General features: G+C 73.8%; 24 protein-coding genes, 1 pseudogene and 2 riboswitches. Of the genes and pseudogenes, 12 read left to right on the forward strand and 13 right to left on the reverse strand.

The window, feature by feature from the left end:
• Positions 1 to 43 precede the first annotated feature (43 nt).
• A riboswitch (cobalamin riboswitch) is annotated at positions 44 to 167 on the forward strand.
• Between the two features lie 60 nt (positions 168 to 227).
• The 3 genes from ACIP4Y_RS13685 (at position 228) to ACIP4Y_RS13695 (ending at position 1,881) form a co-directional block, all read left to right on the forward strand.
• Positions 228 to 605 carry a (2Fe-2S) ferredoxin domain-containing protein gene (locus ACIP4Y_RS13685; protein ID WP_358636780.1) on the forward strand — a complete coding sequence of 126 codons (378 nt, stop codon included), beginning with the start codon at positions 228 to 230 and terminating at the stop codon, positions 603 to 605.
• Between the two features lie 101 nt (positions 606 to 706).
• Positions 707 to 848: riboswitch (cobalamin riboswitch) on the forward strand.
• 36 nt (positions 849 to 884) lie between these two features.
• A complete protein-coding gene (locus ACIP4Y_RS13690) occupies positions 885 to 1,106 on the forward strand; it encodes a CbtB-domain containing protein (protein ID WP_358636779.1) in 222 nt (73 codons plus the stop codon).
• A gap of 22 nt (positions 1,107 to 1,128) precedes the next feature.
• A complete protein-coding gene (locus ACIP4Y_RS13695; protein ID WP_401392070.1) occupies positions 1,129 to 1,881 on the forward strand; it encodes a CbtA family protein in 753 nt (250 codons plus the stop codon).
• A gap of 195 nt (positions 1,882 to 2,076) precedes the next feature.
• Here ACIP4Y_RS13695 and ACIP4Y_RS13700 read toward each other — a convergent pair whose 3' ends face one another.
• Positions 2,077 to 2,658 (reverse strand): histidine phosphatase family protein, encoded by a 582-nt coding sequence (locus ACIP4Y_RS13700; RefSeq protein ID WP_401392072.1) that lies wholly within the window; start codon positions 2,656 to 2,658, stop codon positions 2,077 to 2,079.
• A 239-nt stretch (positions 2,659 to 2,897) separates the two neighbouring features.
• On the opposite strand from ACIP4Y_RS13700, the gene ACIP4Y_RS13705 reads away from it, so the two are divergent.
• The 3 genes from ACIP4Y_RS13705 to ACIP4Y_RS13715 all read left to right on the forward strand — a co-directional run bounded on the left by ACIP4Y_RS13705 (position 2,898) and on the right by ACIP4Y_RS13715 (position 5,856).
• Entirely contained in the window at positions 2,898 to 4,106 is a 1,209-nt protein-coding gene (locus ACIP4Y_RS13705; RefSeq protein WP_401392075.1) for an MFS transporter, read from the forward strand.
• Between the two features lie 165 nt (positions 4,107 to 4,271).
• On the forward strand, positions 4,272 to 4,472 hold the full coding sequence (locus ACIP4Y_RS13710) for a hypothetical protein (RefSeq protein ID WP_401392078.1): 201 nt from the start codon (positions 4,272 to 4,274) through the stop codon (positions 4,470 to 4,472).
• 148 nt (positions 4,473 to 4,620) lie between these two features.
• The gene (locus ACIP4Y_RS13715; RefSeq protein ID WP_401392081.1) at positions 4,621 to 5,856 is read left to right on the forward strand and encodes an epoxide hydrolase family protein; all 1,236 of its coding nucleotides are present in this window, start codon (positions 4,621 to 4,623) and stop codon (positions 5,854 to 5,856) included.
• Positions 5,857 to 5,902: 46 nt separating this feature from the next.
• Here ACIP4Y_RS13715 and ACIP4Y_RS13720 read toward each other — a convergent pair whose 3' ends face one another.
• The 3 genes from ACIP4Y_RS13720 to ACIP4Y_RS13730 all read right to left on the reverse strand — a co-directional run bounded on the left by ACIP4Y_RS13720 (position 5,903) and on the right by ACIP4Y_RS13730 (position 11,733).
• Positions 5,903 to 6,877, reverse strand: coding sequence for a trypsin-like serine peptidase (locus ACIP4Y_RS13720; RefSeq protein ID WP_401392083.1), 975 nt, complete (start codon positions 6,875 to 6,877; stop codon positions 5,903 to 5,905).
• A 145-nt stretch (positions 6,878 to 7,022) separates the two neighbouring features.
• The gene (locus tag ACIP4Y_RS13725) at positions 7,023 to 7,919 is read right to left on the reverse strand and encodes an endonuclease/exonuclease/phosphatase family protein (protein WP_401392086.1); all 897 of its coding nucleotides are present in this window, start codon (positions 7,917 to 7,919) and stop codon (positions 7,023 to 7,025) included.
• A 43-nt stretch (positions 7,920 to 7,962) separates the two neighbouring features.
• Complete coding sequence (locus ACIP4Y_RS13730) at positions 7,963 to 11,733, reverse strand: CHAT domain-containing protein (RefSeq protein ID WP_401392089.1); 3,771 nt, start codon at positions 11,731 to 11,733, stop codon at positions 7,963 to 7,965.
• A gap of 218 nt (positions 11,734 to 11,951) precedes the next feature.
• On the opposite strand from ACIP4Y_RS13730, the gene ACIP4Y_RS13735 reads away from it, so the two are divergent.
• Both ACIP4Y_RS13735 and ACIP4Y_RS13740 read left to right on the forward strand, forming a co-directional pair.
• The gene (locus tag ACIP4Y_RS13735) at positions 11,952 to 12,434 is read left to right on the forward strand and encodes an ATP-binding protein (protein ID WP_401392092.1); all 483 of its coding nucleotides are present in this window, start codon (positions 11,952 to 11,954) and stop codon (positions 12,432 to 12,434) included.
• Positions 12,435 to 12,575: 141 nt separating this feature from the next.
• Entirely contained in the window at positions 12,576 to 14,645 is a 2,070-nt protein-coding gene (locus ACIP4Y_RS13740; RefSeq protein WP_401392095.1) for a SpoIIE family protein phosphatase, read from the forward strand.
• Between the two features lie 16 nt (positions 14,646 to 14,661).
• Here ACIP4Y_RS13740 and ACIP4Y_RS13745 read toward each other — a convergent pair whose 3' ends face one another.
• Entirely contained in the window at positions 14,662 to 15,114 is a 453-nt protein-coding gene (locus ACIP4Y_RS13745; protein WP_358636758.1) for a YbhB/YbcL family Raf kinase inhibitor-like protein, read from the reverse strand.
• A 119-nt stretch (positions 15,115 to 15,233) separates the two neighbouring features.
• Positions 15,234 to 16,253, reverse strand: coding sequence for an RNA polymerase sigma factor RpoD/SigA (locus tag ACIP4Y_RS13750; RefSeq protein ID WP_401392098.1), 1,020 nt, complete (start codon positions 16,251 to 16,253; stop codon positions 15,234 to 15,236).
• Between the two features lie 222 nt (positions 16,254 to 16,475).
• On the opposite strand from ACIP4Y_RS13750, the gene ACIP4Y_RS13755 reads away from it, so the two are divergent.
• Entirely contained in the window at positions 16,476 to 16,979 is a 504-nt protein-coding gene (locus ACIP4Y_RS13755; protein ID WP_401392101.1) for an NUDIX domain-containing protein, read from the forward strand.
• A gap of 89 nt (positions 16,980 to 17,068) precedes the next feature.
• On the forward strand, positions 17,069 to 17,407 hold the full coding sequence (locus ACIP4Y_RS13760; protein ID WP_358636752.1) for a hypothetical protein: 339 nt from the start codon (positions 17,069 to 17,071) through the stop codon (positions 17,405 to 17,407).
• A 20-nt stretch (positions 17,408 to 17,427) separates the two neighbouring features.
• Here ACIP4Y_RS13760 and ACIP4Y_RS13765 read toward each other — a convergent pair whose 3' ends face one another.
• From ACIP4Y_RS13765 to ACIP4Y_RS13785, 5 genes are all read right to left on the reverse strand, one after another.
• A complete protein-coding gene (locus tag ACIP4Y_RS13765) occupies positions 17,428 to 18,327 on the reverse strand; it encodes a hypothetical protein (RefSeq protein WP_401392104.1) in 900 nt (299 codons plus the stop codon).
• 259 nt (positions 18,328 to 18,586) lie between these two features.
• Positions 18,587 to 18,721: a hypothetical protein gene (locus ACIP4Y_RS13770; RefSeq protein ID WP_358636749.1), complete on the reverse strand. Its 135-nt coding sequence runs from the start codon at positions 18,719 to 18,721 to the stop codon at positions 18,587 to 18,589.
• 326 nt (positions 18,722 to 19,047) lie between these two features.
• Positions 19,048 to 20,031 (reverse strand): threo-3-hydroxy-L-aspartate ammonia-lyase, encoded by a 984-nt coding sequence (locus ACIP4Y_RS13775; protein ID WP_401392107.1) that lies wholly within the window; start codon positions 20,029 to 20,031, stop codon positions 19,048 to 19,050.
• A 46-nt stretch (positions 20,032 to 20,077) separates the two neighbouring features.
• Complete coding sequence (locus ACIP4Y_RS13780; RefSeq protein WP_401392110.1) at positions 20,078 to 21,247, reverse strand: DSD1 family PLP-dependent enzyme; 1,170 nt, start codon at positions 21,245 to 21,247, stop codon at positions 20,078 to 20,080.
• Positions 21,248 to 21,261: 14 nt separating this feature from the next.
• Entirely contained in the window at positions 21,262 to 21,936 is a 675-nt protein-coding gene (locus tag ACIP4Y_RS13785; protein WP_401392113.1) for a transcriptional regulator, read from the reverse strand.
• 161 nt (positions 21,937 to 22,097) lie between these two features.
• On the opposite strand from ACIP4Y_RS13785, the gene ACIP4Y_RS13790 reads away from it, so the two are divergent.
• Positions 22,098 to 22,871, forward strand: coding sequence for a thioesterase II family protein (locus ACIP4Y_RS13790; RefSeq protein WP_401392116.1), 774 nt, complete (start codon positions 22,098 to 22,100; stop codon positions 22,869 to 22,871).
• 49 nt (positions 22,872 to 22,920) lie between these two features.
• On the opposite strand, the gene ACIP4Y_RS13795 is transcribed toward ACIP4Y_RS13790, so the two are convergent.
• Complete coding sequence (locus ACIP4Y_RS13795) at positions 22,921 to 23,421, reverse strand: peptidylprolyl isomerase (protein ID WP_401392119.1); 501 nt, start codon at positions 23,419 to 23,421, stop codon at positions 22,921 to 22,923.
• 114 nt (positions 23,422 to 23,535) lie between these two features.
• Complete coding sequence (locus tag ACIP4Y_RS13800; RefSeq protein WP_401392122.1) at positions 23,536 to 24,609, reverse strand: NAD(+)/NADH kinase; 1,074 nt, start codon at positions 24,607 to 24,609, stop codon at positions 23,536 to 23,538.
• Positions 24,610 to 24,857: 248 nt separating this feature from the next.
• On the opposite strand from ACIP4Y_RS13800, the pseudogene ACIP4Y_RS13805 reads away from it, so the two are divergent.
• Positions 24,858 to 25,135: pseudogene (locus ACIP4Y_RS13805) on the forward strand (DUF4232 domain-containing protein); the annotation flags it as partial.

Genomic DNA, 25,135 nt, shown 5'->3' on the forward strand with positions numbered 1-25,135 from the left:
CGGTGATGACATGATGACCGGCGACACAAGGCGACGGCGGTCCGAGGAAGCCGGTGCGAATCCGGCGCGGTCCCGCCACTGTGACCGGTGAGCGAGTCCCGGCAGGCCACCGCCCCCGAGCGGGGCGGGAAGGCGGGACGGGCGACGACCCGGGAGCCAGGAGACTCACGCGGTCGCCTCCTCAGGCGACACCGGGGCGGATCTCCCCGGGAGGGGAGCGGCGCGGTATGCCCGACAGGCCGACGGAAGAGACAGCGGGCGGACCGGTGCCGTGCCGGGTCGTCGTGTGCCGGGACTGCTGCTGTGGCAGCCCGAAGGTGACGGGTGATCACGCGGCGCAGACCGCGCGGTTGCGGGCGGAGGTGCCCGTGCGCATCTCCGACTGCCTCGACGTGTGCGACCAGGCCAACGTCATCGTCGTACAGCCCTCCGCGGCCGGCCGGGCCGCCGGCGCGCGACCGGTCTGGCTCGGGCTGGTCAACGACCCGGCCGCGACCGAGGACATCGTCACCTGGGTACGCGCCGGCGGTCCGGGCGTGGCGCCCCGGCCGGACATCCTCGACCTGTACGCCTTCACCCCACCGCGCCGGCGCGCGGAACCCTGAGCGGGACCAGTCGAATCGCGCCACCGCCGACCCACCGGGCACACGGCCGCCCACCCGGCACGAGAGGAAGATCACGCCGGTCGGAGGCGGTCTTGGCGGGGTGCCGGTCCCGCGGTACGGTCTGTCCGATATCGACGACGGCATGACGGAAGCCGGTGAGAATCCGGAACGGTCGCGCCACTGTGTGCGGGCCCCGCGAGGGTGCTCGCGAGTCAGACCCGGGGCCGTCGTCCTGTGCACCACCGAGATGGGACGCGAATTCCCAGAGGAGGTTCTGCCATGGCGCAGACCGTCGCCCCGCCGACAGCCACCACGCCCGCCGTCCCCGCCAAGCTGCCGCTGCAGGCGATAGCTCCCTGGGCGGTCTTCTTCGGCATCCTGATGCTGGTCCTGCTCTACTTCGTCGGCGCCGAGCAGGGCGCCACCTCCGTGTTCAACGGCACGGACGTCCACGAATGGGTGCACGACGCCCGCCATCTGCTCGGTTTCCCCTGCCACTGACGCGAGGGGACACCGCCCGCCCATGAATTCCGCAACCGTACGGAACCTCCTCGTACGGGGCATGCTCGCCGGCCTCGCGGCCGGCGTGCTCGCCCTGATCGCGGCCTATCTCCTCGGTGAGCCGAGCGTCGACAAGGCGATCGGCTTCGAGGAGGCCCACTCCCACGAGCACGAGGCGGAAGTCGTCTCGCGCTCCCTCCAGTCCACCGCGGGCCTCGCCACCGGCGTCCTCGTCTACGGGGTCGCCTTCGGCGGCATCGCCGCGCTCGCCTTCTGCTTCGCGCTCGGCCGGGTCGGCCGATTCGGCCCGCGCGCCACGGCACTGCTGCTGTCGGGCTGCGCGCTGCTCACCGTGTACGTCGTGCCGTTTTTGAAGTACCCGGCCAACCCGCCGTCGGTCGGCGACCCCGACACCATCGGCAAGCGGACCAGCCTGTACTTCCTGATGATGCTGCTCGGCGTCCTCCTGGCGGTCGCCGCGACCCTCCTCGGCAAACGCCTGGCGCCCGCGCTGGGCACCTGGTGGGCGACCGTGGCCGCGGTGGCCGCGTTCGCCGTCGCCGTCGGTCTGGCCTACGCGTTCCTGCCGGCCGTCAACGAGGTGCCGCAGGACTTCCCGGCCACCCTGCTGTGGCGGTTCCGGCTGTCCGCGTTGGCCATCCAGGCCGTCCTGTGGGGCGGATTCGGGCTCGCCTTCGGCGAGTTGGCCGAGCGGCTGCTGAACCCCCGGCCGGTCAGGGCCGAGAGCGCGCGAGCGGTTCCGGCCGCGCACTGACCTCTTCCGGACGACAGAGGGCCCTTCGGAACCAACCGGGGGCCCTCCGGCGTTCTCCGGACACCGACGCTCACCGGGCCCGCCCCGGCAGCGGCACGACACCCCCAGCCGCGCCGGGTGCCCGACCGCGGCTGTCTGCGCTGCACGGTGGCCGCGTCTGCTCCGCCGGCACCGCGCAGCGCGGGCCGGCAGACCCTAGTCCGCGTGCGGCGCCGCCAGCGGACGCCCCAGCCGCAGATTCCACCGCCCGGTCCGGCCGCTGAGTTCGGTCACGGTCAGCGGTGGCACATCGAGACGCCAGAAGAGCGCGGCAGACAGGTTCAGCGCCTCCACGACCGCGGCCCGCACCACCTCCGGTTCGACCACGGCGAGCGTACGACCCTCCACGGCTCGGGCGTCGGCGAGCCAGCGCGCGATCCGTCCGCACAGGTCCCGGACCGACTCGCCGCCATGGGGTGCGCAGGCGGGGTCGGTGAGCCAGCGCCCCACCGCCTCCGGCTCGGCGGCCCCCACCTCGTCCAGCGTGCGGCCCCGCCAGCGGCCCACATCCAGACCGGCCAGGTCCGCTGCCGGCACGCCGTCCAGACCCAGTGCCGCGGCCGTCTCACGACAGCGCACGCCGGGGGAGACCAGCACCCGCGCCGCGGAGGGCAGCGACCCGGCCGCCGAACGGGCCCGCGCCGCACCGCCGTCGTCGAGAGAGCCGCCGTCGTCGAAGCGGGCCTGCCGCAGCGAGACGCTCATGGCGGGCGAGACGAGAAGGACTCGGCTGGTCACACGGTCGCTCCTGTCACTGGTGTCCTGGGCGCGGGACTCGGCCGGGCAAGGCCCCTGCGGACGCCGGCACCGGCGGCGAGCACCTCCTCGTCCTCCGAGCCGCCCACCGCGTGCCGCGCCCTCGCGAACTTAGCATCCGCACGAGGTGCACCATCCGCGGATACGCAGGCCTCGGCTGCACGAGGCCCGGTGCGGCGACGGTGTGCGGCATGCTTCGGCATGGGGGTTGCGGAGGCGCCGTGGGCGAGAGAGCAGCGGGGACGGAAGGGCCGGGGCCGGGCGGGATGGGGCCGTGGCGGTTCGTCGTGTGGTTCGGCGTGGTCAGCCTGCTCGCCGACTTCGTGTACGAGGGGGCCCGCTCCGTCACCGGCCCGCTGCTGGCGTCCCTCGGCGCCTCCGCCCTGGTCGTCGGTGTGGTCACCGGCGCCGGTGAGGCGGCGGCACTGGGACTGCGCCTGGTGTCCGGCCCGCTGGCCGACCGCACGCGCCGCTTCTGGGGCCTGTCGATCGCCGGATACGCCCTGACCGTGCTCTGCGTGCCGCCGCTGGGCGTGGTCGGCGTCCTGTGGGCGGCCTGCGCCCTGGTCGTCGCCGAACGGGTCGGCAAGGCGGTGCGCTCCCCGGCGAAGGACACCCTGCTCTCGCACGCCACGGCCGTGACCGGACGCGGCCGGGGCTTCGCCGTCCACGAGGCGATGGACCAGGTGGGCGCGCTGGTCGGCCCCCTGACGGTGGCGGGCGTCCTCGCCCTCAGCAGTGACGCCTACGGCCCCGCGCTCGGCGTCCTCGCCGCACCCGGCGTGGCGGTGCTGGGTCTGCTGTTCTGGCTCCGGGCACGGGTCCCGGACCCGGAGGCGTACGAGCGGCAGGCACCCGCGCCGGCCAAGGCGCCGCCACCGGACGGCTGGCTGCCCGCCGCGTTCTGGACCTACGCGGCGTTCACCGCCACCACCACCGCCGGCTTCGCCACGTTCGGCGTCCTGTCGTACCACCTCGTCCAACGGCACCTGATGACGGCGCCCTGGGTGCCGGTGCTGTACGCGGCGGCGATGGCCGTGGACGCGGTGGCCGCGCTCGCCACCGGCTGGCTGTACGACCGGATCGGCCCGCACGTGCTGGCCGTGCTGCCGGTGCTGGCCGCCGCCGTCCCGGCGCTGGCCTTCACGCACACCACCGGCCTGGCCGTGGCCGGGTCGCTGGTGTGGGGCGCGGCCATGGGCATCCAGGAGTCCACGCTCCGGGCCACCGTCGCGGACCTCGTGCCCCCGCGGCGCCGGGCCACCGCGTACGGCGTCTTCGCCGGGGTGGTGGGCGGTGCGAGCCTGGCGGGCGGCGCCCTGACCGGAGCCCTGTACGGCCACTCGATCCCGCTCCTGATCACGGTGGTCGCCGCGATCCAGGCCCTCGCCCTCCTCCTGCTCGCCGTGACCGGCCCTCGCCGCGCGTGACGACGGCCAGACCCGCCCGCTCGTCCGTTGCCGTCGATGGCGGGCGCCCGGCGGGTCTACGGTGGTGACGAAGGCTCTGCCCGGTCACCGGGCGCAGCCCGGGCTACCCGGTTCCGCCGGGCCGTTCCGCTCCTGCTCGTCCCGGGGGGTGTCATGAAAGTCGAAATGATCCAAAGGGCCGCCGACGTTCTCTTCGACGTGCCGGACGAGATGCACGCGGAGATCATCACGCTCATCGACGCGGTCACCCACGACGCCCTGACACGGGCGCCGGACCTGGCGGCCGCGTTCGGGGAATGGTGCTGGCTGGTGTACACGGTCCACGGCGACGTGGTCGAGGTGCTGGACGTCGGCTGCGCCCGCTGACGCCGGCCCCGCCGCTGTGAGGTGGCGGGCGGCGGAGGGTTCGAAACGTGCGACGGAGCCGGCCCGAGGCCGAGTGCGTTCAGGGGGACCGGAGACGGGGGAACGTTCCCGACGGCACCGCTTCCCCCTGCTCAGAAGGGATCACGCCATGACCGCCCCGCACGCCTTCCCCCTGGAGCCCGGCCCGATCCATGTGTCCGACGACGTCCTCGACGACCTGCGTGTCCGTCTCGAACTGACCCGTCCGCCGCTGGACGAGGGGAACGAGGACTGGTCCTACGGCGTCCCGGACAGCTATCTCCGTGAGCTGGTCGCCTACTGGCGGGACGGTTACGACTGGCGCAAGGCCGAGGCCGCCATCAACCTCTACGAGCACTACCAGGTGAGCGTCGCCGGTGTCCCGGTGCACTTCATGCGCAAGCCCGGCCGCGGCCCCCGCCCCATCCCGCTGATCCTCACCCACGGCTGGCCGTGGACGTTCTGGCACTGGTCGAAGGTGATCGACCCGCTCGCCGACCCGGCCGCGTTCGGCGGTGACCCGGCCGACGCGTTCGACGTCGTCGTGCCGTCCCTGCCCGGTTTCGGTTTCCCCGGCCCGCTCACCGGCTTTCCGGACGTCAACTTCTGGAAGGTCGCCGATCTCTGGCACACCCTGATGACCGAGACCCTGGGATACGAGAAGTACGCTGCCGGCGGCTGCGACATCGGCGGGATCGTCTCCAGCCAGCTCGGCCACAAGTACGCCGACGAGCTGTACGGCATCCACATCGGCTCCGGGCTGCCGCTCGACTTCTTCACCGGCCCCCGCGCCTGGGACTTCGCCCGGAACCGGCCCCTCACCGACGACCAGCCCGCCGACGTCCGCGCCCGCATCATCGAGCTGGACCACCGCTGGGCGCCCCACCTCGCCGTGCACATGCTCGACGGCGCCACCCTGGCCCACGGGCTGAGCGACTCACCCGCCGGACTGCTCGCCTGGCTGCTGGAGCGCTGGAACGCCTGGAGCGACAACGGCGGCGACCTCGAATCCGTCTTCACCAAGGACGACCTGCTCACCCACGCCACCATCTACTGGGCGAACAACTCGATCGCCACATCGATGCGTTACTACGCCAACGCCAACCGCCATCCCTGGAGCCCCGCCCACGACCGCACCCCGGTCGTGCAGGCCCCGGTCGGCCTCACCTTCGTCACGTACGAGAACCCGCCCGGCATCCGCACCGCCCACGAGCGCGTCCGGGCGTTCGAGACCGGCCCGCAGGCCGATTGGTTCCATCACGTCAACGTCAACGCCCACGACCACGGCGGCCACTTCATCCCCTGGGAGAACCCCGACGCCTGGGTGAGCGACCTGCGCCGCACCTTCCACGGCCGCAGGCCCTGAACGCCGGCGCCGCCGATCTTGCGGCGCCGGGCCCTTCTTGGGCGAGTCAGGAGGCCTGGGCCTTGTCGTACAGGGCCTTGACCACGTCACCGAAGTACGGGCCGAACATCCGGTTCGGCAGGAACGTGTAGCCGAAGCTGTTCACGGAGGCCTGCAGACCGGTGCCGGACGCCTCGTCGAAGCCGGTGAACCAGGGGCCGCCGCTGGAGCCGCCCGTCATGTTGCACCCGAGGCCGTGGTCCTGCGAGAAGAGGAAGTCCTTCGAGCTGTTGCCGCTGCAGTAGATGAGCTTGGTGCCGTCGTACGGCGAGGCCGCAGGGAAGCCGAAGGAGTACATCGGCTTGTTGTAACCGCCGTTGAACTGGACGCCCTGCGCGCCGACGACCGAGGTGAGGGTCCTGCCGTTCAGGGGAGTGACGACCGCGGCTCCGACGTCGTAGTTGATGTCCTCGCTCGCTTCCCATTGCGGGGTCGTGAGCGTCTTGGCCGCGGTCCACTGGCCGTACGGCGCCTTGCCGTTGTCGTAGCCCGGCACGAAGACCCAGTTGGTGTGCCAGCTGCCCTGGTACTTCACGCAGTGCCCGGCCGTGAGGACGGTGCCGGCGTTCTGACTGGTCACGGCGGAGCCGGTGCAGGAGGCGGTGCGCCCCTGGAAGGTGAAGAACACCCGGCCCGAGGTCGTGACGACGGCGCCGCCGCCGGTCCAGGGTCCGCCGGCCTGCGGGAAGGAGGCGAGCGCGGGGCGGGTGGCGGCGACGGTGACCGAACTCCCGTTGTGTTTCGGGGACTTGAGGTTCTTGGCGGTCCGCTCGGTCAGCAGCAGGTCGAGGGGAGTGGCGCTGCGCATGCGCTCGGCGGTCCAGAAGGTGCGGGCCTTGTGCTGTGCGGCGGCCGAGGCGGTGTGGGCCGCGGCCGACGGTCCGGCGGGCGCGGCGTCGGCGGCTCCGGCCTGGACGAGGCCGCCGGTGAACAGGGCTCCGACGGTCAACAGAATGCCCGCTGCGGTGCGATGGCGTCTCACGCAGGTCTCCTTCTGCCGTGCCCGGGACGGTCGGCCCGGGCAGGGTGGGGGAACGAAGAACGGTGCGGAAGGACGTGCGTGAGGCAGGGTGCCATGGGTTGCGTGAATTGTCAGGAGCACGTAAACGACGTTTCCGTCGGTGCGGTCAGCGGCCCCGGCGGCGCAGCAGGAGGTCGGCGACCACCGGGCGGTGGTCGGAGGCCGTCGTCCCGGACTCGTACGCGCCGGTGACGGTCACGTCCGGGGAGACGGTCACGAGGTCGATCCGCCTGACCGGGTCGAGCGCCGGGTAGGTCTTGCCGCCGTCCGGGGCGGCGTCGGTCAACGGCCCCCACAGCCGGGCCAGTTCGGGGGAGCCCGGCTCGGCGTTGAAGTCGCCGAGGAGGACCTTCGGGCCGCGGTCCTCGGCCAGGACCGCCAGCATGTCGTCGACCTGGGCCCGCCGGACCGAGGGGTCCGCACGGTAGTCCAGGTGGGTCGCGTACACGTGCACGGAGATGCCCCGGACCCTGACCTTCACCTCGGCGAAGCCCGGCGTGGGGGCCGGCACCGGATCGGGTGTCTGGGTGGACAGCCGGGTGATCTCGTGGTTCCAGGCGCCGCGCACCGGGAAGCGGCTCAGCACCGCGACGCCGTACTGCCGGCGCTCCCCGCCCGGAGTGGCCGGAGGGAGGTCGTAGATCGGCGCGAAGAAGACCCGCATGCGCAGCCGGTCGGCCAACTCCCGGGCCTCGTCGGTGAAGTCGCTCCGGGCGCCCCAGTGCACGTCGACCTCCTCCAGGCCCACCACGTCGGCGTCGAGGTCCCGGATCGCCGCCGCCGTGCGGTCGAGGTCGAAGACGTTGTCCTGGCCGGCTCCGGCATGGATGTTGTAGGTGGCCACGCGCAACGGCACGCGCGCGGCGTCCGGTCCCGTGCCGCCCGTCCGGTCCGCCGCGGTGGCTCTCGTCGCCGCCACTCCGAGAGCGGCGGCGACGGCGAGCACGGCGGCGACGGCGGCGGCCGGTGCGCGGTGCACAGGGCGTCGGGGCTTGCGGTCCACTGCATCCTCCAGCGGTGATCCGGTCGGGTTCGGGGGCGCACGTTCACCCGTGGCGCTGCTGTCGGGGACCCGTCCCCCGGCCCGAGGGCGCAGGGTTGCCCTGGTGGGTGAAGGCGGCCCAGTGATGGACGTGGTGCAGGTCGGAACGGGTCGCCTCGTGCCGGAGCGGGCCGTCCAGCGGGAACGGGAGACTGCGGTGGGGGTCGAGCATCCACAACTGCGCGGCACGCAGGGCGTCCGGCGGGGCCAGCCCGCCGGCCGTGAGGTGGTGGTGGAAGACGGCCATCATCACGGCGGTCGGACCGTCCCGCACCGCCCACCGCGACCCCACGACGTCCGCGGCACCGCTCGTGACGAGCGCGGTCGCGAGGGTCAGCGCCTCGTCGTGGTCACGGGTGCTCACATCGGTCTCGCAGGCGCTCAGCACCACCAGCGGGCCGGCGCTGTCCGGTGGGACGTCGGCGGCACCGTCCAGGATGCCCGCCACGGTGAGCCGGCCGGTCTCCTCGTCCGCTCGGGGAGCGCCGGCCAGCCGCAGCGCGGAGTCCGTGGGCCGTGGCGCGGCCCGGGCGTGACAGGCCAGGTGGACCACGGACGCCGGCGACGTGCCGCCGGGCAGCACCGCGAGCAGTTCCGCCGGTGTGCCCGCGGCGTCCGGTTCCTCCTCGGTGCCGAGGAACTCGCCGTAGCGCAGCGCCCCGGGATAGCACGCGGCCCGCAGCGCCTCCGCCTCCACCTCGGCCCAGGGGAGGGTCAGTTCGGGGTCCGCGACGAGCACCTGCGGCCCGTCGGCGGGGGACATCCGGCGCCGGCCGGCCGCGGCGAGGAACTGCGTGCCGGAGGGGGCGTAGCTGATGACGGCCTCCTCGCAGGCGTACCGGTGGCCCTGCCCGTCGGCACGGTCGGTCCGTGCGGCGTGCCACGGTACGACGCCGAGCCGTCCGCAGGGCACCAGCACGAGCCGCGGCGGCCGGTCCGGCGGCCCCTGCGCGGACGGCAGCGTGCGCACCGCCGAGAGCACCGGCTCCATCACGGCAGGCCACGCCCAGTCGCACAGCTCGCGCAGCACGACCTGCCAGTGCCCGTCGTAGGCGGACTGCCAGGTCACGTGCATGCGCGGATCGGCGAGTGCCCGGGAACGACGCGCCGCGGCGTCGAGGTACCGCTCCAGCGGTTCGCTGCCGGGCCGGATCAGTTCCGGCAGCGGCAGCATGGCGGGTGCGGTGCCGGGACGCAGGATCAGCGCGTGGCCGGGGAACGAACCCGTGGGCAGGGGCACGCCGGGCACGAGATAGACCAACGCGTCGGTGCCCGAGGCGGCGAGGCCCTCGGTGAGCGCGGCCACGTCCGCCGTGCCGGCCATCTGCCGGGTGCCCCGGCCCCGCCCGGGGCGGGCACGGACGCCGAGCACGGCGAGTGCCTCCCGCCGCAGGGCACTGGGGACCGGCGGACTGCCGGCCGGCCGGCCCGCCGCGTCGCCGGCCTCCGGACGCGGCGGGCCGGCGCGAACGTGCGCCCGCCACCGCCGGGCCAGCCCGGGATGGCCTGCCGCGTCGAGGAGTCGGGGGATGCCGCGCGACGCGACGGCGGCCTGGTGCACCAGGCCACGCCCCTTCTCCAGGTCGGCGACCGCGTCGGCCGGCCGGCGCCGGATGAGGGCGGCCCACGCCAGCCGCTCCGCCAGCACGTCACCGTTGAGGGCGGCGGACAGGCCGTGGTCGGCCCCGGTCTGGAGCAGGACGTCGGCGGCCAGCTCGTCCAATGCCTCGCGGGTGACCTCGAGGAACGCCCGCTCGTCCGCTCCGGCGTGCGGCCCCCGCCGCGTGGCGGCGCGCATCACGTGGGCCTCGGCCAGCTTCGTCAGGACGTCCACCCGGCGGTGTTCGCCCCTGCCCTCGGCGAGCAGCGTGCGGGCGCGGGTCAGCTGGGCGATGGCGCCGTCCAGCAGTACCGGGTCGTTCAGGCCGCGTTGGACGGAGAGGAACAGCCGCAGGCCGAGCAGGGCACGCCGGTCGTACTCCTGCTGCTGGTACACCACGGGCGCCTGAAGTTCACGGTGCACCTGCTCGACCGTGCGCCTGAGGTCCGCCAGCTCGGCGGCGACGTCCAGCGCCTCGGGCGCCTCGCCGCGGGAGGCCTGCCGCCCGTCCGCGCCCAGCTGCTCCAGCTCGTCCAGCCGCCGCGCCAGCTCGCCGCGCCATGTGCTCTCCGCAGGCAGAGCGGTGTGCCGGGCGCGCAGCTCCTCGATCAGTGGCGGCAGGGCCGCGTGGTCACCGGTGCGCTTCGCGTGGCTCAGTTCGAGGTCCGCGGTGGAGAGGAGGAGCTCCAGGGTGAACGGCGCGTCGGGCGGCAGCGAGCCGTCGTGGCGCAGTCGCGCGCCCAGCTCCCGCAGGGTGGCCAGGGAGCCGTCCGCGTCATGGAAGCTGCCGCCGTGCAGGGCGGCCTGCTCCAGGATCTCGGCCAGGTCCACCCGCAGGGCCACGACCCACCAGGAGTCGGGCGGGCTCGCGTCGATCGCCTCCCTGAGCAGGGCGGCCGCGTCGTCCAAGTAGCCGGTGTCACCGGTCCGGTAGGCCAGCAGCCGGTCGATGCGGGCCACGTGGCGCCGCTCGTACACGCCGATCTGCAGAGCGAAGTCCCGTGCACCGCCGTCGAGGTGAGCGGCCAGACCGGGCTCCAGGGCCAGACCGAGCGGCCAGTCGTCCAGACGGTTGCCGCTGTCGTCGGCCGCATCCGGCGCCGGCCGCTCCGCCAGGCTGAAGTCGGCCGATCCCTTGTCCAGGAGTTCCAGCGTGACCAGCAGGTGGGCGTGGAGCCTGGCGACCCGGGCCCGTTGCGGTGCGTCCGGCGGCAGGGTGTGGAGCGTCCGCAGCATCAGGCCGGCGGCGCGGCGTACGCCGTCGGTCCCGGCCGCGCTGCCGGCGGCGGCCCGGTGCAGCAGTGCCGCGGCCTGTGCGTCCTGCTCCAGCACGCTGTGGTGAGGTCGTCCGGCCGCAGACCCCAGCCCTGCGCCCAGCCAGACCAGGATGCGGGTGAACTGCGCCGTGCTGCGGGCGCCGGCCAGGGTCACCAGGCCGCGGACGGCGTCGAGCAGTGCCTCCTCCGGGTCGTCCGGGTCATCACCGTCCTGCCCGGACGCGGACGTGTCCGTGGCCCCCGCCTCGGGGGCCGGCGCCTGCGTATCGGCCGACGGATCCGCCCAGTCCGCACCGGGGGCCAGCATCCGCTCGATGACCCGTTTGACGTTCGCGGTCTGCTGCCGGAACCTCGCGTCGAGCGGGGCCGCGGCGATCCGGCCGACGACCTCCTGGGCCTCTTCGAGATCCCGGCGCAACGACTCGGTCAGCAGCTCTTCCTTGTGACCCGCGGTGAGCAGCGCGTCCCGCAGCACGGTGGGGGCGCCGTCGGCGCGGGGCACGGCCCAGGGCACGAGCAGGAAGACCAAAATCACGCGGGCGTGCACGGCCAGCTGGTCGGCCGTCGGCGCATGGCGATCCGTCCACCGCAGGCGCCGCAGCGCCTCCGCCCGGTCCGCGGAATCGGAGTCGGACGGCGCGTGCTCCCTCCTGCTGTGGCAGCGCATGCCGAGCACAAGGCCCCGGACGACGAAGACGAGGCAGAAGTCCTCCCCGTGCTCCGCCAACGCGGCCTCGACGCGGCCCAGTCGGTCGAGTACCGGGCCCCACGCCCCGGCGAGTTCCTCCCCGGTGGCGGTGTGCCACAACCGGTGGACCTCGTCGAGGACTTCGGCCAGCTCCCTCTGCCGCTCCGCCGCCCCGGCACCGCCCTCGTCCCGCCGTACCTCGCTGCCCATCGGCCCCCCGCCGTGCGCCCGCCTCGTTCCCGCATCATGCCCGGCACGGGGGCCGATCCACCACCGAAGACGGGGCTCGCGTGCCGGCCCCGCGCCGCCCGGGCAGACCGATGACGACCGCACCCCGCCCCCCTCGCCCACCCGTTCCCATCGGGACCGCGCCGGTTTCTGGGTACACGCCGGGTAGGCATCAGGCGCTCAGGCAAAGGGCGGTGGGTATGGACGAGGTTGCCCGCAGCGGGGAGCCGCGGTCCGACCAGGCGGCGCCCGTCATGGTGTCGGCCGCGTACGAGGGCGGTCCCACCGACATCGCCGAGGCCCGTGACCTGGCGCGGGACTTCCTGACCCGGGTCCAGGCCGATCACGGTCTGCCGGTGTCGGACCGGGCGATGGATGTGGTCCAGCTGGTGGTCAGCGAGCTGGTGACGAACGCCTGCAAGCACGCGCCCGGGCCGTGCCTGGTCGATCTGGAGCTCTCCGGCGGCAGCGTCGACATCACGGTCTGGGACGGCGCGCCGACACTGCCGGTGGCCAGGGCCGCCGATCCGGGCCGGGTGGGGCAGCACGGCCTCGAGATCGTGATGGCCGTCTGCCAGGGCTTCGAGGTGCACCGGGAACCGGTCGGCAAGCGGACCACCGCCTCGGTGGTGCTGGCGGACGACCCCGGAGGTGACGTGGCCGGGCGCGCTCCGGGGCTGTGACGAGCGGCCCCGTCCCACTCGTGCCGGTCGCCGCGAGGCACGTCGACTCGAACGCGGTGACTATGTAGAAGGTAGGAAGAAGGCAGGCAGTAGGCCGCCGACGCGGCGCGCGCTCCCACCGAGTGGGAGAGGAGCACGGGCATGGGCAGCACGGACACCTCGCGACCCGGCCGGGGACGCCCCCTGGCCGGTGCCGGCTCGTCGCCCACCGGCCTGCTCGATCTGCTCAGCGTGGCCGCGGTGGTGCTGGACACGAGCGGGCGCGTGGTGTTCTGGAGCCCCCAGGCGGTCGAGCTGTTCGGCTACACCGCCGAGGAGGCGCTGGGCCAGTTCGCGGCGCAGCTGCTGGTCCACGAGGAGCACCGGGACGAGGTGATCGCGCTGTTCGCCGAGGTCCTGGAGTCCGGCACCGACTGGGCCGGCGCCTTTCCGGTCCGGCACAAGAACGGCAGCACCCGGCTGGTCGAGTTCCGCAACATGCGCCTGCTCGACGACCTCGGCGACACCTACGCCCTGGGACTGGCCGTGGACCAGGCGATGCTGGCCCAGGTCGAGCGGGGCGTCGCCCTGTCGGCACGCCTGGTCACCCAGTCCCCGATCGGCCTGGCCATCCTGGACACCGACCTGCGCTACCTGAACGTCAACCCGGCGCTGGAGCGGATCCACGGCATGTCCGCCGCCGACCATCGCGGCCGGCGGGTCCGCGAGGTCCTGACCTTCCTGGACGGCGAGGCCATCGAGAACAGGCTGCGCCGGGTCCTGGAGACCGGGGAGCCGGTGACCGACCAATACGTCGTCGGCCGCCCCGCCTCCGATCCGCAGCGCGATCACGCCTGGTCCGTGTCGTACCACCGGCTGGAGGACGCCGCCGGCCGGGTGCTGGGAGTGGCCACGTCCGTCATCGACATCACGGAGCGGCACGAGGCCACCATCTCGGCGACACAGGCCCGGAACCGGCTGGCCATGATCGCCTCCGCCTCCGCCTCCATCGGTACGACCCTCGACGTGGAGCAGACGGCACGCGAGCTGGCCGGTGTCGTCGTACCGGACCTGGCCGACCTCGCCTCCGTCCACGTGCTCGAAAGCCTCCTGCACGGACGGACCCCGTCGGTCGCCGGCCCCGCCCGCTTCCGCGTCGCCGCCGTCGCCGCGGCACAGGCCACGGAGGCCGCCGACGTCGCCGACCCGCCCGGAGAACTGGCCCGCTACGAGAGCGACCGGCTGCTCACCCGGTGTGTGCGCACCCGCCGACCGGTCCTGGTGGCCGAGACCACCGGCGAGGACCTGCGGCGCATCGCCCGCACCGGCGAGGCCGCCCCCCTGGAACAGGCGGGGGTGCACTCCTACCTCGCGGTGCCGCTCCTGGCCCGCGGCGAGGTCCTGGGAGCCCTCAGCCTCATCCGCACCGGCACGCCCGCCTCCTTCGACGAGGACGACACGCTCCTCGCCTGCGAGCTGGCCAGCCGGGCCGCGACCTGCATCGACAACGCCCGCTGGTACCAGAGCGTGCGCAACACCGCCCTCACCCTCCAGCGCCGGCTGCTGCCGCAGCTGCCGTCCCGCCTGCCCGGCCTGGCGATCGCCTGCCGCTACCTGCCGGCCGGAGCCGTCAGCGAGATCGGCGGTGACTGGTTCGACGCCATGCGCCTGCCCGGCGACAAGACCGCTCTGGTCGTCGGGGACGTGATGGGCAGCGGTATCAACGCCGCCGCCAGCATGGGGCAGCTGCGCAGCGCCACCCGCGCGTTCGCCGAGCTCGATCTCGACCCGGCGGAGGTGCTCCGGCACCTCGACCGCCTGACCGAGGACGTCGAGCACACCATCGCCACCTGCGCCTACTGCCGGTACGACCCCGAGCGCGGGGAGTGCCGTATCAGCCTCGCCGGCCATCTGCCCCCGGCCCTCCTGCGGTCCGGCCGGCCCGCGGAGCTGCTCGACCTGCCGTCCGGAGTGCCGCTGGGGGTCGGCGGGACGGCGTTCGAGACGACGGTCTTCCCCTTCCGCCCCGGTGACCAACTCGCTCTCTACACCGACGGCCTGGTCGAGACCCGCAGCGACCCGATCGACGCCCGCCTCGGCACCCTCCTGGAGGCCCTGACCGCGACGGCCGCCCAGGATCTGAGGGAGACGTGCGACCGGGTGCTGGAGACGCTCCGGCCCCCCGGTGGCGACGACGACGTCGCCCTCCTCGTGGCCCGTGCCGAGCCCTGACCGGCCCGGAACCACGTCAGCGCCGGTACAGCCCGACGACGGTGCCGCTGGCCAGCTGCTGCCGGTCGAGCACGGCGTGGGCCTCCTCCGCGCTCGCCCGGTCCGGGAGCGAGACCGGTGCGGGGAGGGCGTACAGCCGGAAGACGTACCGGTGCGCGTCGTCGCCGACCGGGGGCTGCGGGCCGCCCCAGCCCCGTTCCCCGAAGCCGTTGCGATGCGCCTGGCCGCCCGGCGGCGTCCCGCCCGCGTCCAGGCCCCCGGCCCGTGGGTCGATACCGGTGACGAGCCAGTGCAGGAAGGTCCCGGACGGCGCGTCCGGGTCCTCGCACAGCAGGACCAGCTCGGCCGCCTCCTCCGGCACGCCGGACCAGGTGAGCGGCGGGGAGACGTTGTCCGCGTCATGGGCGTGGCGGCGCGGGATCATGCTGTGATCGCTGAATGCGGCGCTGCTGAGTTCGATACCGGACATGCTCCCGGAGTACCCGACGGACCGCGGGATACGACACCCGACGCGGGCCGGGGCATACGACACGCGAAGCGGGCCGAGACCACGACCGGACCGCGGCCGTGCCCGCCGTGTACCGACCGTCAGCCGGCCCACTCCAGCAGGCGCTCCCCGGTCTCGGGCGCCCGCAGCCGGCTGAGCGACTCCCGCTCCAGCTGGCGGACGCGTTCCCGGGTCAGCCCGACCTGGTCGGCCACCTGCTGCAACGTGCGCGGCTGCCCGTCGTGCAGCCCGTAGCGCAGACTGAGGATCATGGCCTCGCGGGGTGCCAGCAGGCCCAGCGCGTCCCTCAGGTCCTCGGCGAGCGCCCGGTACTCGGCCACCTCGGGAGCCTGCAGCACGTCGGCGGCGGGGATGAGATCGCCGACGACGGTCTCGCCGGTGTCGTCCACAGGCGTGTCGAGGCTCAGGGTCTGCCGGCCCACCCGGCGCAGCCACGCCACCCGGCCCTCGTCGAAGCCGCTCTCCCGGGCGGCCTCCTCGACCGCCGGCTGACGGCCGAGGCGCAGCTGCAGCCGCCGTTCGGCCTTCGCGAGCTTCTGCAGCTCCTCCACGACGTGCATGGGCAGCCGCACGGTACGCGCGTGCTGGGCCAGGCCCCGTTCGATCGCCTGGCGGATCCACCAGGTGGCGTACGTGGAGAACTTGAAGCCCTTGGAGTGGTCGAACTTCTCCACCGCCCGTATCAGCCCGAGGTTGCCCTCCTGGATCACGTCCAGCAGGGGCACCCCCCGGTGCGCGTGCCGCTTGGCGATCGACACCACCAGCCGCAGATTGGCCCGGATCATGTGGTCCTTGGCGTGCCAGCCGTCCCGTACGGCCGCCTCCAGTTCCCGGCGCCGCCGCGGCGCCAGGCGCCGCTCGCCGGCGTCGGCCCGCTCCAGCTCCTCGGCGGCGTGCACTCCGGCCTCGATGCGCCGGGCCAACAGCACCTCGTCCTCGGCGGTGAGCAGCGGGGTCGCGCCGATCTGGGCCAGATACTGGCCCAGCAGATCAGGATCTTCGCCGGTCTCCGGGACCCGGCTGCGCGGGCGCGCGGCGCGGGCGGCGGCTCGACGGCTTTCTCGGGGATCCGCCACGGCGGATCGAGCCCGGGCAGGCATGGTTACGGCCCTCCGATTCCTCTCGGTCTCCTGTCGGTCGCTTCGGCCTCTGCGTCCAGAAAGGCCCGGGTACCCGGGCACGAGGGCACGACACCGAGGGCAGGCGGTGGTCGACCGGCCGCACCGCTGCCTGCACCATGCCGCGGTGGACGCCCGTCAGAACCTCCCGGGATGCGGTCCTCCCCGGATACGGTGCCGTCCGATGAGAGGGGGAGCACGGTGATGTCGGAGAACCGGCGAACGCCCCGCCCGGCGGCGCCGCACGAGGCCCGGCGGCCAGAGGCCGCGCAGCACGTGATCGGGGTGCACCTGTACCTGGAGGACGAGGAGGGCCGGGTCCTGCTCGGGCTGCGGCATCCGGACTCCGCCTACGCCGGCCGGACCTGGCACTTCCTCGCGGGGCACTGCGAGCGGGAACCGGCCCTCGGGTGCCTGGTCCGGGAGGCCCACGAGGAGGCGGGGCTGGTCATCGACCCGGCCGACGCGGAGTACGTGCACGCCGTGCACCTCCTCGACGGTCCCGGCTCGGCGCCGCGCATGCAGCTGGTGTTCCGCGTCCGCCGCTGGCAGGGCACCCCGGAGGTGCGTGAGCCCGACAAGTGCCTCGCCTGGCGGTGGTGGCCACCGGACGCCCTGCCGGACCCGGTCGTTCCCTACACCCGGGCCGCCATCGGCGGCATCGGCGCCGGGCGGTTGTACACGGAGATGGGCTGGGGAGGGAGATGACGTGACAGCAGCTCGACTAGGAGGTGAGGGGCGTGCCGGTACGGGCGTCTGTCCACGGTCGTCAACTCCTGGTCCGCCTGCCTTGGCGCATGGCCGTGGCCGCGCGGCGGCGGACCGTGAAGGTGCCGCTCGACGCCCTGTCGGGGGTGCGGGTCGAGCCGTCCTGGTGGCGGGCGTTGCGAATCGGCGCGCCGGGCCGGCACCCCTGTTTCCGTCCGGGGCGGTGGTGTGCCGGTGAGCTGGTGCACGCCAAGGGCCGCGACCTCGTCGCGCTGAGGGCGGGCCGGCCCGCCCTGATCGTCGACTTCCACCCCTGGCAGAGCCCGTACACCCGCCTCGCGCTGTCCGTCCGCGACCCGCAGGCGCTCGCGGCACAGCTGCGGCAGGGGAATGCAGGCCGGCGTACGGCGACGACGCGGACACCGTGATCACCGAGCGGCTCGGTCGGTCAGTACGGGTGGGCGCTCAGCCGTTCGATGGCCTCCAGGACACCCCTGCGCTGGGCGTGCGTGCGCTCGTAGCCCTGGAGGACTTGCAGGTCGGACTCGGACAGCGTGGGCAGGCGCCGCTCGATCTCCTCCACGCTGAGCTGGCTGAAACCGACGATGGGCAGGCTCTCCTCACTGCTCACCGCTCCTTGGACCTGCTCGGCCGCGGCGGTCACTTCGGTCCTCTCTCCCGCCGGCTCCTCGGCTCCCCCGGGGCGCTGTCCGGGGCGCGCCGCGTGGCGCAGCCGGTCGGCGACGGCCAGCAGCGGGCGGGTGGCCCGTTGGGCGAGGCTGCCGCTCGCCGTCTGTTCCACCCGGAAGCCGTCGCCGGCGGTGGCCACGGCCCGGGCCTGCCGGGCGAGGCTGTCCTCCAGCTGGTCCAGCAGCTCCCGGTCGTGGTGGCGCATCTCCAGAAACAGGTCGAGGGTGACGCGGTCCTGGGCCTGGTCGGCGAGGACCTCGCCGGCCTGGGTGGTGGCGAGGGCCCGGGCCGCGGCGGCGTACTCGTCCTCGGTGTTTCTCAGCAGTTGCCGCTCGTCGGCCGGCCCCCGGCCGCGCATCAGGCCCGTCACGGCCTTCTGCCCGAGGGTCAACGGGAGCGTGGCCGTCCTCACCGTGGTGCGGGCGGCGAAGCGCGCCATGTCGGTCACACCGCCGAGCAGGCCGCGGGGCCGCAGACCGCTGAGGTGCAGTTCGATGCTGCGGAGCTGGTCCTGCATGTCGTCGGCCTGGCGTTGCAGCATCTGCCGGTGGGGGCCGGGCGGTGCGGTCTCCGCATCCGCCCGCAGTCGGTCGCGCGCTGCGGCATGGGCATGCTGGGCATCCTCGAGCGCCGGTATCAAGGCCTGCGTCATCGCCATGGGGGCTGCTCCCTGCGGAGGTCGGGCGGCGTTCAGCCGCGCAGGATACGGCTGCCCGGCCGGCCGTACTCCTGCCGCGGGGCAACCGCGATCATCCTGCGAGATCCGCGCCAAGATCGCCCGCCGGGAGCGTCCTCGCCCCCGGGTGGCAACGGTGCCGGCGCCCGGTCTTCCCCGCGCCTAGCGGGCACGGGGACGCTCTTCAAGGCGGTTCGACCGTCCGGGTGAGGCGCAGCGGCAGGGCGGGCCCCGCGCGGAGTCAGGACCGGCTCGGGTCCTCCGGCTCCCCGCCGTCGGCGTCGTACACCTTGGTCCAGGTGGCACCGCAGCGGCAGCGGGAGTACTCGACCAGTTCGCCTTCCTCCGACACGCTCAGCCCCTGGCTGAGTCGCACGTGCACATGATCACCCATGTGGAGCTGCCTTCCGTGACGCCCGTCGTCCGCCTCATCGTGGGAGCTCCCCGCTTGCGCCTGCAATGCCGCAGGTCACACCGCACGTGCCAGGCCCGGCCGCCGGCAGGCTCCGCGTCGTACCCGGCGTCGCCGCGCAGCCGTCACGTCACCGGCACGGTGGAACGGCCGTGGCGCGACCGGAAGTGGGCCGCGATGCCGGCGCATCGCAGCGAGGTGGCGCGGGAGCGGGCGCTGTCCGGGATCCTCGCGCGTCTCCGGGCGGAGACCCGGGGGCCGCATCCCGGGCACCGAGTACTACACCCGCGTCACCCTTGGTCCGGGCGCTTCGTGAGCGCGGCGAAGCGGTCGACGTCGATGTTTCCGCCGGACGCGATGACGCCGATCCGCCGCGGCGGGTTGCCGACGCGTCCGGCCAGCAGGGCGGCCAGGGGCGTGGCCCCGCTGGGCTCCAGGACGATCTTCAGCCGCTCGAAGGCGAAACGCATCGCGGTGACGATCTCGTCGTCGCTGACGAGGGCGATGGAGTCCACCAGGCGCTGGTTGACGGGGAAGGTGATCTCGCCGGGCGTGGGCAGGGCCTGGCCGTCGGCGATGGTGCGGGGGACCGGGATGGTGACGCGCGTCCCGGCCTCCAGGGACCGCTTGGTGTCGTCGCCGGCCTGCGGTTCGACACCGATGACGCGGATCCCGGGGTGCAGCGCCGTCGCGGCGGTGGCGCTGCCGGCGATGAGCCCGCCGCCTCCCACGGGTACCAGGAGGGCGTCCAGCGGGCCGGTCTCCTCCAGGAGTTCCAGGGCCGCGGTGCCCTGGCCGGCGATGACGTGGGGATGGTCGTAGGGCGGGATCAGGGCCAGGCCGCGGTCCTCGGCCAGCGCGTGGCCGAGCGCGGTGCGGTCCTGGGTGTAGCGGTCGTAGGTGACGATCTCCGCTCCGTACCCGGCGGTCGCCTCCCGCTTGGAGCGCGGGGCGTCCTCGGGCATCAGGATGACGGCGGTGGTGCCCAGTTCGCGGGCGGCGAGCGCGGTGGCCTGGGCGTGGTTGCCGGAGGAGTAGGCCGCGATGCCCTTCGCCAGCTGGTCCGGGGGGAGTTGGGCGGCGGCGTTGTAGGCGCCGCGGAACTTGAAGGCCCCGATCCGCTGGAAGTTCTCGGCCTTGATGAACACCTCCGCTCCGACGAGGGAGTCCAGGGTGCGGGAGGTGAGGACCGGGGTGCGGTGGGCGATGCCGTCGAGGCGGGCGGCGGCCTCGCGGACGTCGGCGAACGAAACGGGCAGGGGGGCGGCGGCCATGGGAGTCCTCACTGTGTCCTTGGCAGGGGAAGAGGCTGGGAGGGGGTCACCAGCCGGTGACGCGCGGCCAGTACGCCTCGACCGCCGGCGCGGGCGCTGCCGTGTCCCGGGTGCCGTCGACGACGTGGTAGCCGTGGTGCTGGGCGGCGGTGGCGCAGGCGTGGTTGGGCAGGACGCGCAGGCGGGTGCCGATGGGCAGCTCGGGCAGGTCGGCGCCGTTCCGGGTGGTGAGGGTGCCGTGCTCCTGGCTGGCGGCGGTCATGACCAGGTCCGGGATCAGGGTGCCGCTCAGGTTGGTGACCAGGCCGTAGCCCTGGTCCTGCGGCTGGGCGGCGGTGCCGCGGTCGCGGGACATGGCCATCCAGCCGCCGTCGGTGACGATCCAGCCGTACTCGGGGCGGTGGCCGATGACGGTGACCACCACCGACAGGGCGAGGTCGTCCAGGTCGCACACGCCGAGGCCGGCCATCACCAGGTCGAAGAAGACGTAGTTGCCGGCGCGGAGTTCGGTGACTCCAGTGAGGTCGTCGGCGGCGTGGGCGGTCGGGGTGGAGCCCACGCTGACCGTGGACACGGGCAGGCCGGCCGCGCGGAGCCGTTCCGCGGCGGCGACCGCGGCGTCGCGTTCGTTCCGCGCCGCCTCGCGCCGCTCCTCGGCGGTGTGGCAGAAGTACGACTCGCCCGCGTGGGTCAGTACGCCGTCCAGGCACCCCGCGTCGTGCAGGACGCGGGCGATCCCGGGGAGCCCCGGGGCGTCGGGCCCGAGTCCGCCGCGGTGGCCGTCGCAGTCGATCTCGATCAGCGCGGGGAGGGCGACGCCCGCCTCCCGCACGGCCGCGGCGACGAACGCCGCCTGCTCGGTACTGTCCAGCAGGACGCGCAGGGTGACACCGCGCCGCACCAGGGCGACCACGCGCGGAAGTTTGTGCGGGTCGATGCCGACGGCGTAGGTGATGTCGCGGTGACCGGCGTCGGCGAACGCCTCGGCCTCGGCGAGGGTGGAGACGGTGACGGGGCCGGGGCCGCCGTCGTGCAGGAGGGCGGCGGCGTCGAGGCTCTTGGCCGTCTTCACGTGCGGGCGCAGCGCGACCCCGAGCCGGTCCGCCCTCGTGCGCAGCCGGGCGATGTTGCGACGGGCCCGGTGCACGTCGACGACGGCGAACGGGGTGTCGGGGTCGGCCAGCGTCCGGGCGGTGGGGGAGGCGGCGGTGGACATGGACGAGTGCCCCTTCACTTCGCGTAGTTGTAGACCGTGGCCCGGGACACGCCGAGCAGGTCGGCGATGGTCTGCGCGGCGTCGCGCGAGTCGAAGTAGCCGTCGCGCTGCAACTGCCGTACGAGGGCCCTCTTGTCCTCCCGGCTGAGGGAGCGGGGGGTGGCGGCGCGCTCGGCGGCGCGGGCCTCGACCGCCTGGCGCAGCTCGCGCGCGGTGCGGTCCCGCAGGGTCTCCAGCGGCTGGTCGCGGTGCTCGGTGTCCGTGGCGACGAGGTTGGACAACGCGAGGGTCACCGGGGACAGGACGGACACGTCGAGGTTCAGGCACAGGGCCGCGACGTATTCCCCGGCGGCGTTCTTGATGCCGATGGACGTGGACTTCGCCGGGCGGCCGTCGGGGAAGCGGTTGGGATAGTTCTGGATGACGCTGGGGTACTGCGGGTCGGCGATGCGGGCCAGGCCCAACTCGGTTGCGGAGTCGCCTACTTGACGGCCCGACAGGTTGTTCTCGATCGCGCGGATCGCGTGGTCGGGGTCCCGCAGGTCGTGCAGCACCACCTCGCACAGGCCGGGAAACATGCGGCCCAGCGCGACGGCGATCTTCTCGGCCTCCCGGATGAGGTGCTCGTCCGCGCCGTCCTCGCCCCTGCCGGCGTCGTCCACGCCACCCTCCGTCGACTTGCTGTCCATCTCTGGATTCGGAGTCTAAGTAGCGGGGCGGGGCGCGTCAACCGTCACGGGCAGCGGAGGGGTACACCGGCCCGGCACCGGCCCGCCGGTGCCGTCAACTACCTTCTAGACCGAGACCCTTCGCACAGAGCACGTCCGGAACGTTTCACCTAGGGGGACACATGGCCGACCGGTCCAGCGCAGAACACCGCTTGTGGCTGCGCAGCTTCCACCAGCCGACACCGGGTGCGCCGCGGCTGCTCTGCCTGCCGCACGCGGGTGGCTCCGCGAGCTTCTACTTCCCCTTCTCCAAGGAGCTGTCGCCCGCGGTGGACGTGCTTGCGGCGCAGTACCCCGGCCGCCAGGACCGCCTCCCGGAACCCCCGGTGGACTCGGTCCAGGAACTCGCGCAGGGCGTGTTCCGCGCCTTGGACGAGCGGGACGACACGCCGCTCGCCCTGTTCGGACACAGCATGGGCGCCATGGTCGGCTTCGAGCTGGCCCGGCTGCTGGAGGACGCCGGCCGGCCGCCCGCGGTGTTCTTCGTCTCCGGCCGCCGGGGCCCGTCCGTCGAGCAGGTCGAGGACGTCCACCAGGGCGACGACGCGCGGCTGATCGAGGAGGTCACCAAGCTCGACGGCACCCACGCGGCCGTGCTGCAGGACGAGGAGATGCTGCGGATGATCCTGCCCGCGCTGCGCGCCGACTACCGCGCGGTGGGGACGTACCGGCGCACCCCCGGGCCGCCGCTGAGCTGCCCCTTCGTCGCGCTGACGGGCGACGCCGACCCCCGCGTGACCCCCGAGGAGGCCCGGACCTGGTCCCAGGAGACCGGCGGCCCGTTCGAGCTCCACGTGTACCCGGGAGGCCACTTCTACCTGGTGGCGCAGCAACAGGCCGTACTGTCCCGGATCGAGACCACGCTACGGCGGCTCGGCGCCGGAGCGGCGGCCTGATGCCGGCGCGGGCGGCACCGGTGGACCGGTGCCGCCCCGGCGGCGTGCGTCAGCCGAGAACCTTGGCGGACTCGATGACCACGGGCTCCGTCGGGACGTCCTGGTGGCCGCCCCGGCTGCCCGTCTTGACCCCCTTGATGGAGTCGACGACATCCTGGCCCTCGGTGACCCTGCCGAACACGGCGTAGCCCCAGCCGGTCGGGGTCTTCGCCGAGTAATTGAGGAAGGCGTTGTCCGATACGTTGATGAAGAACTGCGCCGTCGCGGAGTGCGGGTCGTTCGTCCGCGCCATCGCCACGGTGTAGTTGTTGTTCTTCAGCCCGTTGTCGGCCTCATTCTGGATGGGCGCCTGGGTGGGCTTCTGGGCCATGTCCGGGGTGAAACCGCCGCCCTGGATCATAAAGCCGTTAATTACCCGGTGGAAAATCGTGCCGTCGTAGTGGCCGCTGCGCACGTACGACAGGAAGTTCTCGACGGTCTTCGGCGCCTCGGCGTCGTTGAGTTCCAGCACGATCCGGCCGAAGTTGGTGTTCAGCTCGACGGACGACATCAAAATCTCCTTATTCCGGTGGGGCTTGCCCACGCCTACGCTACGGAATATACGACCACACAGCACACGCACCGTGTCGCAGCGCCCCGTGGTCCGAACGGCCATCCGGGTGCGTCAGGGCAGCGGGGGAGTGTCTCCCGGCGCCGGGGGCAGGGCCAGGTGGGCCAGGTCGCCCGGCGGCGGTGTGGTCACCGGCCACAGCGGAGGGGCCTCCCCGTCGGCGAGCGCGGCCGGAGCGTCGGTGAGGTGCATGCGCTCGCGCAGCCGGCCGTAGAAGTCCGTCGGACCGAGCCGTACCGCCTTGAGCCGGCGCGGCGCGGCGTACACGCCGATCCAGTCGCCGGGGCTCAGCACCCCGCGCAGCTGGCCGTCGATGCTGACCGCGGCCTGGCCCGACCGTTCCAGCACGCGCAGCGCGATGGGCTCGTCCGGTGCGGCCACCACCGAGCGGTTGAACACCATGTGCGGGGCGACCGGCGTGAACACGAGGGCCTCCGCGCGGGGCGAGACCACCGGACCGCCCGCGGCGAAGCTGTACGCCGTCGAGCCCGTGGGCGTGGCCACCAGCAGCGCGTCGGCCGAGTAGTAGGCCAGGAGCCGGCCCGCCAGGTAGACCCCGACCGACACCTGCCGGTCCCGGGCCAGTTTCTCCAGCACCACGTCGTTCAGCGCGGTGACGTTCAGGGCGACCCCCCAGTCGCCGCCCGCCTCGCACTCCGTGCGCACCCGCGGCGGGGGCAGCATCGGCCCGCGGCCGTACCGCAGCAGTGCCTCCATCTGCGAGGGCACCTCCAGCCGGCACGACGCCCGCAGGGTGAGCAGCATCCGGCGCTCGATACCGATCCGTTCCTCCCGTACGGCGTCCAGCGCGGCCCGCACCCCCGTGGCGGGCACCTCCGTGAGGAAGCCGACCCGGCCGAGGTCCACGCCGAGCACCAGGGCGTCGTTCTCGGCCGCCAGCCGGGCCCCGCGCAGGAACGTGCCGTCGCCGCCCAGGGTGACGATGAGGTCCGGGTCGCCCGCGCTGTCGACCTCCTCGCGGGCGCTGTGCCGGGCGCCCTCCTGCCACACGTCGATGTCCCGGCACCCCACCGCGTGCTCGGCGCACCACGCGCGCACCGTCCGCGCGGCGGCCACCGCCTCGGCGCGCCCGCCGTGCACGACCAGGCCGACACGGTTCACCGTCATACCCGCACACCCGCCTCCCGGTCGGCTCCGTACCGAGCGCCATCCTCGCCGCGGACCCCGCCGGCCCGGCGCGCGCCACGCCGAGGCCGCCTCGCGGCCTTCCGTGCACGTCCGGCCCTCGTTTCGTCACCGGCGTGTCACAACAGCCGCCCAGGGGAACCCCGGGTCCCGCCGCCCGGTCTGGGTCGTTGAGCACCGGCGCCCTGCCGGTCGCCCTGACCACGCACCACCGACAACCGGGGGACCTCATGCACCACCGACACACCAGCCGCGTCACCGCGGCGGCCCTGGCCGCCGTCGCCGCCACCCTGTCGCTGACGGCCTGCCAGACGCCAAGCGGCGCAGCAGCGGGCACGGCCCCGACCTCGAAGGCCTCCGCTGCCACCGTCGCGGCCGCGGCGATTCCCCGGCCCGCCCAGGCCACCGGCTCCACCGGCTCCACCGGCTCCACCGGCTCCACCGGCTCCACCGGCTCCACCGGCTCCACCGGCTCCACCGGCTCCACCGGCTCCACCGGCTCCACCCG

The sequence above is a fragment of the Streptomyces sp. NPDC088810 genome (assembly GCF_044750305.1).
Classification (GTDB): domain Bacteria; phylum Actinomycetota; class Actinomycetes; order Streptomycetales; family Streptomycetaceae; genus Streptomyces.

Excerpts from the sequence above, each read along its gene's own strand:
- ACIP4Y_RS13685 (WP_358636780.1), top strand. The coding sequence starts at position 228 with ATGCCCGACAGGCCGACGGAAGAGACAGCGGGCGGACCGGTGCCGTGC.
- ACIP4Y_RS13690 (WP_358636779.1), top strand. The coding sequence starts at position 885 with ATGGCGCAGACCGTCGCCCCGCCGACAGCCACCACGCCCGCCGTCCCC.
- ACIP4Y_RS13695 (WP_401392070.1), top strand. The coding sequence starts at position 1,129 with ATGAATTCCGCAACCGTACGGAACCTCCTCGTACGGGGCATGCTCGCC.
- ACIP4Y_RS13710 (WP_401392078.1), top strand. The coding sequence starts at position 4,272 with ATGATCCAAAGGGCCGCCGACGTTCTCTTCGACGTGCCGGACGAGATG.
- ACIP4Y_RS13715 (WP_401392081.1), top strand. The coding sequence starts at position 4,621 with ATGACCGCCCCGCACGCCTTCCCCCTGGAGCCCGGCCCGATCCATGTG.
- ACIP4Y_RS13730 (WP_401392089.1), bottom strand. The coding sequence starts at position 11,733 with ATGGGCAGCGAGGTACGGCGGGACGAGGGCGGTGCCGGGGCGGCGGAG.
- ACIP4Y_RS13735 (WP_401392092.1), top strand. The coding sequence starts at position 11,952 with ATGGACGAGGTTGCCCGCAGCGGGGAGCCGCGGTCCGACCAGGCGGCG.
- ACIP4Y_RS13740 (WP_401392095.1), top strand. The coding sequence starts at position 12,576 with ATGGGCAGCACGGACACCTCGCGACCCGGCCGGGGACGCCCCCTGGCC.
- ACIP4Y_RS13745 (WP_358636758.1), bottom strand. The coding sequence starts at position 15,114 with ATGTCCGGTATCGAACTCAGCAGCGCCGCATTCAGCGATCACAGCATG.
- ACIP4Y_RS13750 (WP_401392098.1), bottom strand. The coding sequence starts at position 16,253 with ATGCCTGCCCGGGCTCGATCCGCCGTGGCGGATCCCCGAGAAAGCCGT.
- ACIP4Y_RS13755 (WP_401392101.1), top strand. The coding sequence starts at position 16,476 with ATGTCGGAGAACCGGCGAACGCCCCGCCCGGCGGCGCCGCACGAGGCC.
- ACIP4Y_RS13760 (WP_358636752.1), top strand. The coding sequence starts at position 17,069 with ATGGCCGTGGCCGCGCGGCGGCGGACCGTGAAGGTGCCGCTCGACGCC.
- ACIP4Y_RS13765 (WP_401392104.1), bottom strand. The coding sequence starts at position 18,327 with ATGGCGATGACGCAGGCCTTGATACCGGCGCTCGAGGATGCCCAGCAT.
- ACIP4Y_RS13775 (WP_401392107.1), bottom strand. The coding sequence starts at position 20,031 with ATGGCCGCCGCCCCCCTGCCCGTTTCGTTCGCCGACGTCCGCGAGGCC.
- ACIP4Y_RS13780 (WP_401392110.1), bottom strand. The coding sequence starts at position 21,247 with ATGTCCACCGCCGCCTCCCCCACCGCCCGGACGCTGGCCGACCCCGAC.
- ACIP4Y_RS13785 (WP_401392113.1), bottom strand. The coding sequence starts at position 21,936 with ATGGACAGCAAGTCGACGGAGGGTGGCGTGGACGACGCCGGCAGGGGC.
- ACIP4Y_RS13790 (WP_401392116.1), top strand. The coding sequence starts at position 22,098 with ATGGCCGACCGGTCCAGCGCAGAACACCGCTTGTGGCTGCGCAGCTTC.
- ACIP4Y_RS13795 (WP_401392119.1), bottom strand. The coding sequence starts at position 23,421 with ATGTCGTCCGTCGAGCTGAACACCAACTTCGGCCGGATCGTGCTGGAA.
- ACIP4Y_RS13800 (WP_401392122.1), bottom strand. The coding sequence starts at position 24,609 with ATGACGGTGAACCGTGTCGGCCTGGTCGTGCACGGCGGGCGCGCCGAG.